We start from the raw sequence: 14,458 nt of genomic DNA on the forward strand, positions 1-14,458 counted from the left end.
AAGCCTGCATGATTTGTGCAGAGGCACGCTAAAATACATTGTTAATTTGTTATAGGTTCTCTACATTGTCTCCATAAAGCATATAGGAAACCGCCTTACAACGCACACTGAATCCATTTGGATGCAGAAGCTCAGACCCGCCAGGTGGCAACTTCGCTTGCGCAGGCGACAGATCGTAATGCGCAGGAGCAGAAACCTGTTCAAGACACATCATTATTTCGTCCTTGCCGTCAGAAAGACTGCCAAGGTGAATTGACTCACCACACCAGTGGCTGAGAAAAACCTGCCTGTCATTATCTATATTGATAACGTGATGGAATGGGGCGGTCTGAGGCCAGGTGCGCGGGCCGAATTCTTCGGAATGCGATTCTTGCTGCCATGCTCTAAACCATGCGGACTCAGTGAGTTCTTCCAGCTGTTTCTCTTTCAATGGACCCAGCCAATCTTGTGTGTGGAGCCCATCCAATAGCTTTTTTACATCTCTGAGTTGCGGCCTAATATTCTCATATCGCCACAATCTGCGACTGACGGAATGGCGTGGAACTTCCAACCAGCAAGATATGCCGAATTCCCGCTTTCCAAGCTCTATTAAATGCGGGATATCATCCAGATTTTGCTGATCCAAAAACACTTGCCAAAATACATTGAATCCCTCCTCTGCAGCTCTGCGGCCAGCTTTTAGAATTGTTTGAAATGCTCCCTTCCGACAAACAAACCAATCGTGTTTGTCTTCCAGCCCGTGCAGAGTGAAAGAAAACTCGTTGATGCCAAGCTCACGCAGACGCTCAAAGACAGCCTTATAGTCTTCGCGTTCAGCCAGTCCAAAACCATTCGTCGGAATTAGTTTCCACCCTTCACCGACTATCCGTGGGTCTAGAATTTCAGGAAATTGCGGATGAACTGTGAACTCAAAGTAAGGAACAATCGGTCCCCATTCATCAGCTATTGATCTAAGCTCGTCCACAGAATAAAAGCCACCATACGGAGGATGACCGTCCGCGCCACAGTGACGGCATGCATTTGGACATCCAGCCGCATTGACATAAATAAACATTGAAGCCATTTCGTAATCCTATTGTTTACCTTAGCAGAAACAGAAAATGACCAAGGCACGAAAATTAAAAAGCCAAATTCCGCGCCTCCATTATTTTCACAATTTTGATCTTGATCTTATGCTAATCAGCCAACTCAGGCCAGTACTTTAGGACCAGGTCGCGGGTCTTTTTCACGCCCTCTACCTGGTCGTCAGGACCCTCATACTCAATCGAGACGGCGCGCTTATAGTCCACGTCCTTGAGCATCTGCAGCAATCGCTTGTAGTCCTTATTTATGTCCTCGCCCTGATCATTAAACTCATGGGTCTTGGCATGCACATGATAAGCATACGGTGCGAGCTTGGCGCTCTCTGTGTAGCGCACATCGTCAGCCCAGTTGCCGAAGTCAAGGCATGAGCCTACCCATTCACGGTCGGTGCCGTTTATCACATCGAGGATCATATCGGCTGTCTTGCTAACGCCGCCGTGGTTTTCTATCGTGATCTTGACACCAAGCTCCTTTGCAATCGGAATAAGCCGATTGAACGCCTCTACACACCTCTGCACGCCGACTGTCTTGTCCCTCTCGATATCGCCTGTGCTGCCGAGATTAATCCGCACAATCGGGGCGCCCATATAGGCCGTCGCACGCATCATCATCTCATCATCGGCAAGCTGCTTCTCGCGAGCCTCGGCATCATCGTTCGCAAGATTGCCCTCTATGATAAACCCAGTAATCTTGACCCCGGCATCGGCACAGGCCTGCTTGATCTTGTCGAGATAATCAGTGTCGTATGAACTCATATATAGCTGATTATACGTCACGCCCGATATGCCGAGGTCTTTCAGGAGCTTGGGCACGCTCAAGCAGTCTATCTTGCCCTCTTTGAAGTAGTCTCTCAAACTGTATGTGTCGCAGGATATCATTTATTTCCCCTCAACTAGAATATTAGCCACGCATTCCTTAACCAATACAGGCTCGCCATCCTGCAACAATTTTGGGTATAGAAGCAGCATAATGATCGAGAGAGGAGACAGATGATGGCTGTTGGAGACAAACTCAAAGCTGAACAGATAAAAGCAATATTGATAGCAAATGAAACACAGGGATTATCAGAAATTGATGTGAATGTGCGCAATGGAGTGGTCGTACTGGAAGGAGATGTCGATACTGAGGAACAGAAAATGCTTGCTGAGCAGCTGGCGTATGAGGAGGATATACAGGGCATCATTAATAATATACGCGTTGTCCCCACGGTTCCAGGTAAAGCATCCGCCTATGACGGTTTCGACGCACGGCTGGGATTCGGACCCGCCGAAGGAGAGGCTGGTGATATAGCCTTTTCGCTGTCGGCTGCGGATAACGTCCCAGGACCGGGCGTACCGACAAGCGAACAGTTTCCGGGTGAGTTTTCAGACGATGAGATAGAATCAGAAATCGAACGCAAATTCCAAACCCAGCACGAAGTGGATGTCTCAAACATCAAATTTAACTCTGAAAATCAGATCGTTAACCTGGAAGGCAGTGTTGAAACAGTCGATGACCTCAACAGCCTTCAGGAAATGATACTGCGCATGCGGGGCGTGCTGGGTATCAACAGCAAACTCAAGGTAAAAAAGGGGCATACCGGCACACCTATAGAAGAATAAGTTGGCAGTTGGCCGTCGGCGGTCCGCCAACTGCTAACTGCCAACCGCTGACTCTATTCACACACTATATTGTTGATCTCGATCTTGCCCTCTTTGACTTCAATATAGACCTCGCCGCCGCGCAAACCGACTGTGCCGTATCCAGTCGCGGTGCACAGAAAACTGCGGAAGTCACCCTTGATCTGTGGGTTCACATACAGCGTCTTTTCTACTGCGTCATAGCGCACACCCGTCATAGCCTGCAGCAGCGAGTATGATGACATCGCCCTGGCATACCAGTGGCCGCACTCGTATTCGTTATACGGATTGCGCTTATTGCCGTCATAGCGCTCACGTGCAGTCCTGACGATCTCAAGACCCTCATCTACAAGCCCCATCATTATGCAGTGCGCCGCGACCTGATACTCAATGCCTGTCCAGACCTCGTCGCTGTAGACAAACGGCAGAGAAGGCTTGCCGCCATTCGGCCATGAGCACAGCAGCAGACCGCCCTCTTTACCCATCGCAAACGTTGGCCGCTGGGGATTTGCATGCGTCGAAAGATCGCGCTTGAGATTGTATTTATGAATGGATGCGAGATGACTCTTCACATGCCCGGTATTGCCGAATGTGCCCAGACCTGCTGCCTGAGCCATCCAGTAACCGATCACCCCGTCAGAAAGACACCCGGAACCATACTGATATTTTGGACCCTCCTTGGCAAGAATAGCTGAGGCTTCGGGTGAATAGCCTGAAAAGGCCAGAGACTGATACTCCAGAGGATTTCCAGAATGAAGACCCTCCCACTGCGCCTTCTGAATATAATACTCGCCGCTCCATAGCTCATTATCGAGATAAGCTGATCCCTTGCTCAAAAGCTCCGAATATTTCGAGACATCTTCGCCGAGAGAGCTGCCCATCAATACGGCTGCCTTGAGAGCGGCATGATATATACTGCTGCACATGCCATCGGCTCCCCAGAACTCGATATCGTAGGTGTTGTGATGAGGCTCCTTGAGAACACCTTCACCGTCCGGGTCCCACGTCCTTATACAATAATCAAGGCTCGACTTTACCTGCGGCCACATCTTTTCGAGCCACTTAGTGTCTCCGCTGATGCGCCACTCGCGGTAGACTTTTATTATGCCGCCAAGTTGGCCGTCCGCGGCGGCCTGTATTCCATGAGTTGCATCCGTTATCGGGAGCGGCACACGGAAAGACTGGTGGCCGTTTGAATCCTGACCTTCGTTGAACTCTGTCTCGCGCAGAGTGCGTTCGAGATCGGGAAACAGATGAGGCAGAGCCTGAGCATAATTCCAGACATGGGTGCATGATCCCGCGCAGCAGCCGCTTCCATCACAACACCCCTCCCAGCACCAGAGCCTGCCGTCCTTTTGTCTCAAGACGGTCGGCGATTTGAGAATTGAAAGATTTGCTTCAATTGCCTCGATCACTTCATTGGGCAGGCTTGTATCGAAAAAAGCATCGGCAAAACGCGCCGACCTGTCCCTGAGATTATCGTAATTTTTGCGCCAGTAGTCCGCGACAGACTCAATATTATCGAATGCGCCCGCATACCACGGCTGGTGATAATAACCGTCGGACTTGTCAGGCTCCTCGGTACAATCACATCCGCAGGAGCATTTTCTCTGCTCCCACTCGAAGTGTACGTCGGTCTTCGGCACATACCATGAGAGCATGAGCCTTACAGTCTTATCCTCTCCGGGACCAAGAGTAAATGGCACATATATACTCGCACCTGGGCTGGGAGCACCATCGACAATTGGAGGACAAGCGCTGATCTCACCGCGGGCGATCTCGTTCCAGGCCATAGTCAGTGAATCGAACCATCCGCCCCTGAACCACGCACAGTTGACTACAGCCTCCGGGCTGTCCACGGATGCCCAAAACTCCCCTTGCTTCCAAGGCTCATCTTCTGTACCTGGTTCACAAAACACGAAGCCATTTGTCGCTGCCGACACTTTCGCTTCATGAGAACCGGTATCCATAAAATTCTTTGCGTTGAATGAATAGACAGCCTCGATAGCCTCATCTGTATTATTCACGAACTTGTATTCCAGAGCTACAACGGGAAGACTGGAATTATCAGCATCACCCGGGATAAACGGGCTCCAGCCGGTGAGCAATATATCGAGGGCCATATTATCGTCGGCAAAATTAATGGTCGCAAACGGAAAGTGAGAGCTGAAACCTGCTCCAGCCAACCTTGGAAGGCCATAAGATTTATGCGCACCACCATTGCCAGTGCCTGGAGAACCGAATATCTTCCTGGTCGGAACCGGACCCTCAATTACGCGGGCTATATTTTGTTCTCCCTTTAAGCATATAGCCGAAAACACGCTTGGCTCAAAGAACACATCAGGTTTGTTGCGTATGGATACGTTCGAAAGCGCGCCTGTGCCCTCCAAACATATCATACCAGCGCCAATGCCGCCCAATGGAAACGCTATATGGTTAAGATACTCGCCTTTATAAGTCTTCTTGCTCAAAACGTCTACCCCCTCGACTTGCTCGGCATATGCTATCAAGAACAAAATATATAGTCAACAAACCATATGATGTATAATAATATATAGCACTTAAAGATACAATTTGTGGTTTACTTCAAACAGTAGGCATGGGTATAACCCACAAGCTCACTAACCCGTATTATGCGGGAAGCGCATGATACGGGTCTTCGAGAGCATTATTCACGTTTCTCGTGAATAATGCAGGCTAAGTTCGACAATGGTCAAAGAGAAAAGGATGGTGAATGTTTGTGAACTCACAATCATTCGATATCTCGCTGGCTCGAAACGAACACTCACAAATCATCAGGATGTCCGGTGAGATCGACTTTGCAGCCTTGATCGACCTTGATCCTGTATTGTCGAAAATTATCGATGATGGTGAAGGTGAACTGCTGATGGATATGGCTGAGGTCACTTTCATCGACAGCGAAGGTATAAGACTTCTGCTCAACACGTTCAATAAAGCAAGTCAAAAAAATCGAAAAGCTCAGATTATTAAGTGCAGCCCACAGGTTATGCGAGTGCTAAAACTCGCAGGCATATCCGAAATTCTGTGCATACATATAGAAAAAGCCCCTCCCTATATGTCCAGGGAGGAGCGTGTGCAACCATTTAATTGGCCCAGATAAAATTCAACTACGCCAGCAAATACTCGACCAGAGTGCCTGCGCCCGATCCAGTGCTCCCTTTTTTTGCTAAATCGGTATCTTTCTCGACAGAAGATGACGACAGATCGATATGTGCCCATGCCCTCTCACCTGTGAATCGCTTGATAAACAGTGCCGCGCTTATTGCCCCACCCTCACGGGAGCCTGTGTTTTTCATGTCGGCAACGTCACTCTTGAGGTTTTCCTTATAATCATCGAAAAGAGGCAGACGCCACATAACCTCACCGCTCACACGGCCTGCGCTTATCAGTTTATCGACCATAATATCATCGTTGCCGAATATACCGTTGATCTCCCGGCCAAGCGCAACGACGCATGCGCCGGTGAGGGTCGCAACGTCTATTATCTCATCGACACCGAGTTTGTCGGCATATGCAACAGCATCAGCCAGGATCAGACGCCCCTCGGCATCAGTATTGTTTACCTCGACGCTCTTGCCGCTGTAAGACGTGAACACGTCACCTGGGTGGATCGCTGAAGGACCGATCATATTCTCAGTCGCAGGGATCAGACCTATCACATTTATATTGGGCTTCTCACGGCCTACAGCACGCATTGCTGCCAGCACTGCTGCCGCGCCTGACATATCGTCTTTCATGCCGTACATATGCTCGCTCGGCTTAAGAGAGTATCCGCCGGAATCGAATGTAATTCCCTTGCCGACTATGGCGACAGTCTTTGAAGGTTTTGGAGTGCTGTATCTAAGCTCGATGAAACGAGGCTCCACCTTACTGCCCCGTGCGACCGCTGCCAATAGCCCCATCCCAGCAGACTCAATCGTATCTCTATTCATCACTCCACATTCCATACCACCTTCGGCAGCAATTTTCTGGGCAAGGTCGGCTAGGTAGACAGGTGTGACTATATTTGACGGGGCGTTTGCCAAATCTCGTGCAAAAATAACCGCATCTCCAATGACCTGAGCTTTGGCAATTCCAGCGGCAATCGTGTTTAGCTTTTCGCCGGATAGCTCAACAATATTGAACTGCTCGATCAAGTTTTCTTTGACATTTTCAGTCTTAAGATCGGTATACTCATAGGTTCCGAGCATTGCCCCAAGAGTTACAGCACGTGCGCAGTCCTCTACCGGCAGGCCGCCGATACCAGCGCCATGAAGTATGCTTGAGACTGTTTTTGCTCTGAGTTCGCGGCACTTTCGCGCTGCACGAGCAGAAGCACGCATTGCACTGAGCAGATCGAAGTCAGTGCTTTTGCCCAGACCAACTACTATTACATATTTCGCCGGGATTGCACCGAAGGTCCTTATGACCAGAGTCTCTCCGAGGCTGCCGTCGAACTCCTCGTCCATGATCGTGTTCGATATGACACCACCCATGGCCGCATCCACTGCACCTGTGCCGCCGCCGGGATATTTTACACCCTCAAAAAGGTTTACAATAACAACGTCGCTCTGTTGATTTTGAAGCAAGCCTTGTTCTGCTCTAAACTCCAACTTTTTCCTCCATCAAAATCTGTAACTGCAATCAGAAATCGCAGCAGCATTCTTTTTGGACATGATCGGATATCGCGTCCAAACTTCAAATCATACTCTAGTTGGGATTTCGACCTCTGCCCCAATCAGGAGCCTCGCCGGACTGCTGTAGGCTCTGCATCACTGAATGCATATCCTGCCTGAACTGCTCACTATCCTGAGAACTCATATTGAACATAGCCCGCATCCTGTCGGCCAAAAGTGACTGTCTATCTTCTGGACTCAGAGTCATATAGGCGCTCATCTCGCTCGCATATACCTGCTGCCTCTGTTCAGGCGTCATATTGGCCATATCCACGGTGTTTTTCATTTCGGCTTTACTGATCCGGTCGACATCCGATTCCACTTTGGCAGCCTGTGCTGCATCGGCCTCAGGGTTTAGTATTACGTATACGGTGGTCCAGGTGTAACCCTCGGGAAGCTGCAGACCCGACGTATCGGGAGACTTAGTAAGATCTTTTGCACATATCGAGGTCGTCTTGCTCGCGGGGTCCTCCACAGACAGACCGACCATAGGCAGCGCACTCAATGACAATATGGCAGACTTTAGCTGTTCAAGCTTTATAGTTGTGTCCGCGGGTTTTGCGAACTGCAGCTTTTTCCAGGCCAGTTTATCGAGCTTGGTAATGACATCCAGAGCCTGGTTCACATCAACATCACTAATACTCACTGAAATACTCGCTTGAGCCTTTGGGTCAACTACGATTGAAATACCTGCCTGTTGCTCAATCTGAAAGGCGACATCCTTAATGGGCATATCGCTGACGTTCAGGCTCACTTTACCGGCAGCATATGCTCCTGAAACAAAATACAGCAGAATGATGAATGCGGACAATGCGGTTCTCATTTCAACTCCTCCAATTGCAAGCGTACATTATTATAGCACCTTACAGGCAGGTTCAACGCATAACATACCCATGGCCAGCTTGCATATTATCAGAATTAGACGCACTGGAACCTTGGAGGTTACGTTGCAGCAGATTGTCTTTTATCTGCGGCGCTGGCGGCTGGAGAGGATTTTTTGGGCTTCGCGGTATTTGACTACAGTCCTGCGGGCAACATTGAGTCCCTGCTCCTGCAGATGCTTTGCAATCTGCTGGTCACTGAGAGGATTGCATTTATCTTCCGATGCTATGAGTTCACCGATCATATCCTTGATGGATACAGAACCATCGAAGAAAAAGTCAAACGGTATAACTTCCTGGCTTGGAAGTTGAACATACTTGTTCGCCGTGGCACGACTGACAGTGGATTCATGCATCTTTAGCGAACGCGCTATCTTCGTGCGAGTCAGCGGCCTCAAAAAAGACTTCGCGCCGGTTTCTATATAGCCCTGTTGGAACTCCACGATCCATTTCGTGATCTGACGCAGCGTCTTGCGCCTCTCGTTTATATAGCGTATGAACAGGTCGGCGCGCTCGACAAACTGAGAGATGTGGCTCTTATCATCACCGCTGTATTTCTTCGACCCACCATTGCGAATTTCATTGTACATCTGGCGATATCTTGAGTTAATTGCCAGCAGATAATAATCACTGCCCGCCACATCGATTTCATAACCATTCGACGTCCGGCGCACCACGACATCCGGTTTGACTGCACCACCATGATTTACAGGCTCATTCTGATATGGAGGTCGGAAACTGTTGCCGGGATAAGGGTTCAACTGCTTTTTGATGAACTCGATTGCACAGCCGACATCCTTTGCAGTCACCTTGAGACGACGGGCAATCCTGCCTACCTTGCCGGAAAGCATCTCCTGCCAGTAATCACGCACCATTGCCAACGCAACCGGATTGCCGCATTCATCCTCTTCCAGCCTTTCGAGCTGGATCCCTAGGCATTCCTGCAAATTCCGCGCACCAATCCCCGGAGGATCGAGAGTATGGATAACCGAAAGCACCATCTCGACCTCATCTATATCCTTGCCCATCTCATGAGCAAGCTCTTCTATGGTACACTCAAGATAGCCGGATTCATTTATGTTGGATATTATATATTCGCCGATTTCCCATTGCTCGGATGGAATTACGGCACGCAAAAGTTCAGTGAGGTAATCATGAAGCGTGATTTCAGCCCGGATGTTTGAGATGAAATCACCTTCCCCATCGTCCGCATCCGCTGCAAAATCAATCGGCTCCTCTAGCTCATATACGCTGATATCGGTATCATCCGAAGAGACGGACTGCTTGCGGAAAGGACAGTCCAGACACAAAGTCTTGGGCTGCTCGCAGCCTTCACAGGGGTCTTCCTCTGGTACCTCAAGCGCCGGATTCTCCGCAAGTTCCTGCTCGATGACCTGTTGCAACTCCAAAGAAGAAAGCTGCAATATGTTGTTGGCCATGATTAACTTGGGGTCAATCCGTTGTGATAGAGTCTGTTTTAGACCTTGCTCGATCAGCAATCCGTAGTTCACCTCTCTCGCCTGCCGTACCTATATCTATTATCGGCAGATAATGAGGGATCCTCAATTCTCCTTGCGCAATGTGTCTATAATGCGGGGGTATACAACTATCAAACTACCTGGAGTATATCATGCACCCCGCACGCTGTCAATTAATGTCTAAGTACAAACACCAAACTTGCGCACTGCCAACTTAGCTGCTCCAACCTTGTCACCAGCAAGGAGATTTCCTTCGATTATCTCTCTTTCCAGATAGGCCTTGACCTCGCCTACGCGCGGTCCAGGATCAATGCACAGCAAATCGATTATTTCACGCCCATCAAGTGGACTGGCAATTTTGTGTCCTGCCAGCTTTGCCTTTACTCGCTCCACATGCTCTCGAAAAGCATCCAGATCGACTGAAGGCATATCAGTATTTGACGCTGACTTGTCAGCCTGGGTAAGCAAGATCAGGTCTTCCAGGTGATGGTCAGCCTCGCGTATGAGACGGCGCACGGCAGCATCAGTCCACACTTTATCATATTCCCCAACTCGCAGATGCATTGATATCAGAAATTCGACCTCGCTTATCTCTGAGTTTGAAAATTTCAATCTGCGCATTATTTTATGGGCCATCTTCGCGCCGACTTGAGCATGATTATAGAAATGAACGGCTCCGTCAGGAGCGACCGTTTTTGTCTCGACCTTTCCCACATCATGCATCAAAGCAGTCAGCCGTAATATCATACCCGATTCGACAGGAATTAACTCAAGTGTCCGTAAAGAATGTGTCCATACGTCGTATATGTGATAGATATTTTGAGTGACACCATGCATCGCCGCCAGCTCAGGAGCAAATACATCAAGCAGCCCAGTCTCGCGCATGCTCTCCAGCCCATGGATTACTCCCGCACTCATCAAAATTTTCAGGAATTCGTCCTTAATGCGCTCCTGGCTGACTATACTCAATCTGGGTGCGCAGGCATATATTGCTGAGTAGGTCTTGTCGTCTATCTTGAACCCGTATCGAGATGCAAAACGTATTGCGCGAAGCATACGTAGAGGATCATCGGCAAATGTAACCATCGGATCGACAGGAGTGCGAATAATCCCATCGCGGATATCTGTCTCTGCCTGGCCGGTAAGGTCTAGAATCTCGCCGGTGTGGAGGTTTTCGAGCAGTGTATTGATCGTAAAATCGCGGCGGGAAACATCGTCGGCAAGAGTGCCGGGCTGTGTGAACGGCTTGCGGCTGGATGGGTCATATGACTCTTTTCTTGCCCCTACGATCTCGACCTGACGGCCATCGACTATGACCATAGCCGTGCCGAAACGCGCAAACGTTACCGGGCGGTATTCGGCGACGCCGCGCTCATGCAAAAAACAAGCAAGTTCCGCCGCACCGCCCTCAAGCACGATGTCTATATCCTCATCAGGCGGCATACCCATGAACTTGTCGCGTACTATGCCGCCGACCAGATAAAGCCGACCCTCGTATGGACTATCGGCTGTTTCCCTCCGAAGTTTTTCGATTACCCGGTTCATTATACATCCGCTTCATAGCAGTTTCGATCGCGCCCTCGAGGGACTGCTGCTGTTGAAGAAGAGTGATGTCCCCTCGGGTGCGCTCGAGAACACCTCTGACCATATCCGTCTGCCGCCGGAGACCCTGTGTGACTGCGTCGGGATAGTCGAACGTGATGAGAATATAGTATACCTCGTCCATTATATCCAGAATCCGCTCAGCCCTAACCAGGTCACCATGACGCATCACGTCCAGGACATGCCGCCTGCTCTCGCCAATCGCCTCTGCCATTCCATTGAGATATGCGGCCGCTTCGACACCCAGTTCTTCATGGCGCGGAAACTCCATCTCGCGGATTATCGCATAAGTCAGCTCCGATTCGGCATACTCCTTTTGAGCATCTTGAACATAGCCGGTGTAATAAATTTCGAGCTTGTCCCTGAGTATCCGCTTTGCTTCTTCGACTTTTTTGCGAGCCTCTGACTTTAGCCTGCAGGCTTCATCGTAATCTTCTCTATGGCTCGCACGTATTGAGTTTGCCGAAAGCCTGATCGTCTCACGAGAAAGCTTCAAAGCCTCTTCTCTGACTGCGTTGGTTTCATCGAGCTGTCCACGAATCTCATCAGCTATTTTTGTTATGTTTTCCATTTGCCCTCCATAGTGGAAAGTTGAGAGTGGAAAGTGGAAAGCCCGGAATGCTTGTCGTACTTTCTACTTTCGACTGGAAGCTATATATGGCTTTTTACTGTGTCAAGTTCACAGCAGATACCTCACTTTTGTTCGGAATGACTTGATTTGATATGCCATTCGTTTTATATTCAGCTTTCCTACTCCATATTGCCTGTTAACTGTTATCTATTTGGGTTTGATGCGCATGAGCACGTTTTGCATCTCATCCGCGCATTTGTGAAGCTCTGATGCGGCATTGGTCAAACGTCGATGGTTTTCTTTCTTCTCCGCAGCAGCAGATGCCTCCTCCAACTCGCCCATAGCAGCCGCTATCCTGTCTTTTATTGCCCGAAAAACCGACTCAGTATGATTCATGGCACGATTTTAGCACGAGCGAAGCAGAGTATTCAAGGGCGCAGTGTCGTCCGCCTACTTTTTTGCTCTCATTCTGGAACAATGGCAGCCATTTTGAGGTCTACTAATCGGGTGAAAAAGCGCGTTGACACGATGCTAAGCGTATGCTACGATATTGACGAGCTTTTGAGGAACTGATTCCTCAGCCCAAAAAGCAGTTTCAGAGAAAGGATGGTGTCTGAGGTAGGCCAAACATAAATCAAGCAATTCTGTATTGTATTTTATTGGTTCGACTACCCAAATTTCTATGAGGAGAAAAACTATGAAAGGTCGCAAAGGCTTTACACTAATCGAGCTTCTGGTTGTTATTGCGATTATTGCCATATTGGCCGCGATTCTGTTCCCGGTCTTTGCCAAGGCCCGCAGACAGGCGCAGGCAAGCAACTGCGAGTCTAACCTGAAGCAAATCGGCAGCGGTATTAAAATGTATCTCTCCGACTGGGAAGATACTTATCCAACCAACAGGCTTGCCAGTATTACATCACAAACACCACCTCCTATTGTGGCGGAAGTGCCGCTGTCTATCAATACCACCAGCGGTAAATATGGAGATAAAGGTGAGCCTAAGACTGTCAACGGAAGACCGGTCAGGTTCGTTGGTCCCAGCGCCGGCGGCAGTATAAACAAAAGTACATTAGGCTATGGTCCAAACTGGGTTGAGGCACTCTATAACTATGTTGAGGCAGTCACAAAAATGTCTGACTCATCAAGCATTTGGAAGTGTCAAGCCTCCGTTGTGTTAGGGCGAAAAGATCAGAATTTCAGTTGTGTGAGTTACGCTTTCAATCCAAACCTTATTGAGGTCGGTGAGGGAGCTGTTAAGTGCTCTGGAAACTTGATGATGGTCCGCGAGATGGATGGCTATCAGTATTCGGCAATTAGGCCGACTAACATCTCCAGGGATAATGTTTCTAATCCACCTGCTAACAGCGGTAAAAATAATGCACCGGTAGTCCCATTCCTGGCAAATGATGCGGATGGCTATATCATCACTTCTCCAAAAGCAAATTACAAATTGCATGGGACTGGCTCTCATATACTTTTTGCTGACGGGCATGTCAAGCTGATTCCAAGATTAGTATTTATTAAAGATTCCGATTTCTATCAGTGCACTGCAAACAATGACTATAAGGGTGTCTGGTTTGAAAGTACTGATTTGAAGATTGCAATTACACCTGACTAGACAACACAGATCGAAATGAGGAGGTGAAGCCGGCAGCTATTCACGTTAGCTTCATACATACGTTCTTAAAACAACGCTAGGCAACAATAATAGAGGAGGTAGTTTCAATGCCTGCACGAAAGAAAGGCTTTACGCTTATCGAGCTTCTGGTCGTTATCGCGATTATCGCAATCTTGGCGGCCATACTTTTCCCGGTCTTCGCTCGCGCAAGAGAGCAAGCCCGTAAGTCTAATTGCCAGAATAACCTGAAGAGCTGCGCAGTTGCGCTCCAGCTCTACTGGAGTGACTACGACGGCACTCTCCCGTCTTCTGCAATTGCCCAAGGTACATCGGTGGCAACTAATCCGGTATTCAATGCTGCAAATAGCACCACATTTGTATCAAAATTTGGAACATTGCCGCCAACAGATGGAACCGTATTGACAACCTGGCCGCAGGTACTCTACGGACACATGAAAAATAAAGACATATTGGTATGTCCGTCTGATTCAGTTGAGCCGTCAGCTGCTACGAATGTTTCCTATTGGTACAAGACTGCTGCTGACTGGGCATGGTTTAGCACCAGTAGCAGCACAGATGGTCATGTTGGAGCCAAAAAAGAAGGTAACTTCACATACAATTCTGACCAGATCTGCTTCTACGAACACAGGGCTTGGCACTTTGGCAATGATACAATTCACAATGGCGCACAGATTAATGCAGCCTACATGGATTCTCATGTAAAGACAATCACCATCAAAGACTGCAGCCTTGCAGAAACAAGCACAACTGACTGGGATCCAACATATTCTGGCGAACCTAACTACTATAACTACAATTTTGATAAAGCTCAAACCATAGGCACGGGAACCAGTGCCACTGGCACCGACCCGTCATGCATGGGTGACAAACTTTAGTAGACAATATTCAGCCATCTGTGGCTGAAATCTT

12 protein-coding genes are annotated in these 14,458 nt (G+C 48.8%); 4 read left to right on the plus strand and 8 right to left on the minus strand.

All coding sequences use genetic code 11. The features are described 5' to 3' along the window. Positions 1-49: 49 nt before the first annotated feature. Positions 50-1,063, minus strand: a complete 1,014-nt coding sequence (locus LLG46_14985; protein MCE5324600.1) for a radical SAM protein — start codon at positions 1,061-1,063, stop codon at positions 50-52. A 112-nt stretch (positions 1,064-1,175) separates the two neighbouring features. Next, positions 1,176-1,961, minus strand: coding sequence for a sugar phosphate isomerase/epimerase (locus LLG46_14990; protein ID MCE5324601.1), 786 nt, complete (start codon positions 1,959-1,961; stop codon positions 1,176-1,178). 111 nt (positions 1,962-2,072) lie between these two features. On the opposite strand from LLG46_14990, the gene LLG46_14995 reads away from it, so the two are divergent. After that, entirely contained in the window at positions 2,073-2,684 is a 612-nt protein-coding gene (locus LLG46_14995) for a BON domain-containing protein (protein MCE5324602.1), read from the plus strand. A 53-nt stretch (positions 2,685-2,737) separates the two neighbouring features. Here LLG46_14995 and LLG46_15000 read toward each other — a convergent pair whose 3' ends face one another. Beyond that, positions 2,738-5,173 carry a non-lysosomal glucosylceramidase gene (locus LLG46_15000; protein ID MCE5324603.1) on the minus strand — a complete coding sequence of 812 codons (2,436 nt, stop codon included), beginning with the start codon at positions 5,171-5,173 and terminating at the stop codon, positions 2,738-2,740. A gap of 263 nt (positions 5,174-5,436) precedes the next feature. Between LLG46_15000 and LLG46_15005 the strand changes: the two genes are divergently transcribed. Continuing rightward, positions 5,437-5,823, plus strand: coding sequence for an STAS domain-containing protein (locus LLG46_15005; protein MCE5324604.1), 387 nt, complete (start codon positions 5,437-5,439; stop codon positions 5,821-5,823). A 7-nt stretch (positions 5,824-5,830) separates the two neighbouring features. Here LLG46_15005 and LLG46_15010 read toward each other — a convergent pair whose 3' ends face one another. The 5 genes from LLG46_15010 to LLG46_15030 form a co-directional block, all read right to left on the minus strand. Further along, positions 5,831-7,315, minus strand: a complete 1,485-nt coding sequence (locus LLG46_15010) for a leucyl aminopeptidase (protein MCE5324605.1) — start codon at positions 7,313-7,315, stop codon at positions 5,831-5,833. A 97-nt stretch (positions 7,316-7,412) separates the two neighbouring features. Beyond that, entirely contained in the window at positions 7,413-8,201 is a 789-nt protein-coding gene (locus LLG46_15015) for a hypothetical protein (protein ID MCE5324606.1), read from the minus strand. 141 nt (positions 8,202-8,342) lie between these two features. Next, complete coding sequence (rpoN, locus tag LLG46_15020; GenBank protein ID MCE5324607.1) at positions 8,343-9,770, minus strand: RNA polymerase factor sigma-54; 1,428 nt, start codon at positions 9,768-9,770, stop codon at positions 8,343-8,345. Between the two features lie 147 nt (positions 9,771-9,917). Further along, on the minus strand, positions 9,918-11,282 hold the full coding sequence (locus LLG46_15025; GenBank protein ID MCE5324608.1) for a CCA tRNA nucleotidyltransferase: 1,365 nt from the start codon (positions 11,280-11,282) through the stop codon (positions 9,918-9,920). After that, the gene (locus tag LLG46_15030; GenBank protein ID MCE5324609.1) at positions 11,239-11,910 is read right to left on the minus strand and encodes a haloacid dehalogenase; all 672 of its coding nucleotides are present in this window, start codon (positions 11,908-11,910) and stop codon (positions 11,239-11,241) included. The genes LLG46_15025 and LLG46_15030 overlap by 44 nt, the downstream gene beginning before the upstream one ends. 682 nt (positions 11,911-12,592) lie before the next feature. Between LLG46_15030 and LLG46_15035 the strand changes: the two genes are divergently transcribed. Then, the gene (locus LLG46_15035; GenBank protein ID MCE5324610.1) at positions 12,593-13,528 is read left to right on the plus strand and encodes a prepilin-type N-terminal cleavage/methylation domain-containing protein; all 936 of its coding nucleotides are present in this window, start codon (positions 12,593-12,595) and stop codon (positions 13,526-13,528) included. A gap of 107 nt (positions 13,529-13,635) precedes the next feature. Beyond that, a complete protein-coding gene (locus LLG46_15040; protein ID MCE5324611.1) occupies positions 13,636-14,424 on the plus strand; it encodes a DUF1559 domain-containing protein in 789 nt (262 codons plus the stop codon). The last annotated feature ends 34 nt before the right edge of the window (positions 14,425-14,458 follow it).

This window comes from bacterium (genome assembly GCA_021371935.1).
Taxonomy (GTDB): Bacteria; Armatimonadota; UBA5829; order UBA5829; family UBA5829; genus UBA5829.

Coding starts and splice junctions, on each gene's coding strand:
- LLG46_14985 (MCE5324600.1), bottom strand. CDS start 1,063: ATGGCTTCAATGTTTATTTATGTCAATGCGGCTGGATGTCCAAATGCA.
- LLG46_14990 (MCE5324601.1), bottom strand. CDS start 1,961: ATGATATCCTGCGACACATACAGTTTGAGAGACTACTTCAAAGAGGGC.
- LLG46_14995 (MCE5324602.1), top strand. CDS start 2,073: ATGATGGCTGTTGGAGACAAACTCAAAGCTGAACAGATAAAAGCAATA.
- LLG46_15005 (MCE5324604.1), top strand. CDS start 5,437: ATGTTTGTGAACTCACAATCATTCGATATCTCGCTGGCTCGAAACGAA.
- LLG46_15015 (MCE5324606.1), bottom strand. CDS start 8,201: ATGAGAACCGCATTGTCCGCATTCATCATTCTGCTGTATTTTGTTTCA.
- LLG46_15025 (MCE5324608.1), bottom strand. CDS start 11,282: ATGAACCGGGTAATCGAAAAACTTCGGAGGGAAACAGCCGATAGTCCA.
- LLG46_15030 (MCE5324609.1), bottom strand. CDS start 11,910: ATGGAAAACATAACAAAAATAGCTGATGAGATTCGTGGACAGCTCGAT.
- LLG46_15035 (MCE5324610.1), top strand. CDS start 12,593: ATGAGGAGAAAAACTATGAAAGGTCGCAAAGGCTTTACACTAATCGAG.
- LLG46_15040 (MCE5324611.1), top strand. CDS start 13,636: ATGCCTGCACGAAAGAAAGGCTTTACGCTTATCGAGCTTCTGGTCGTT.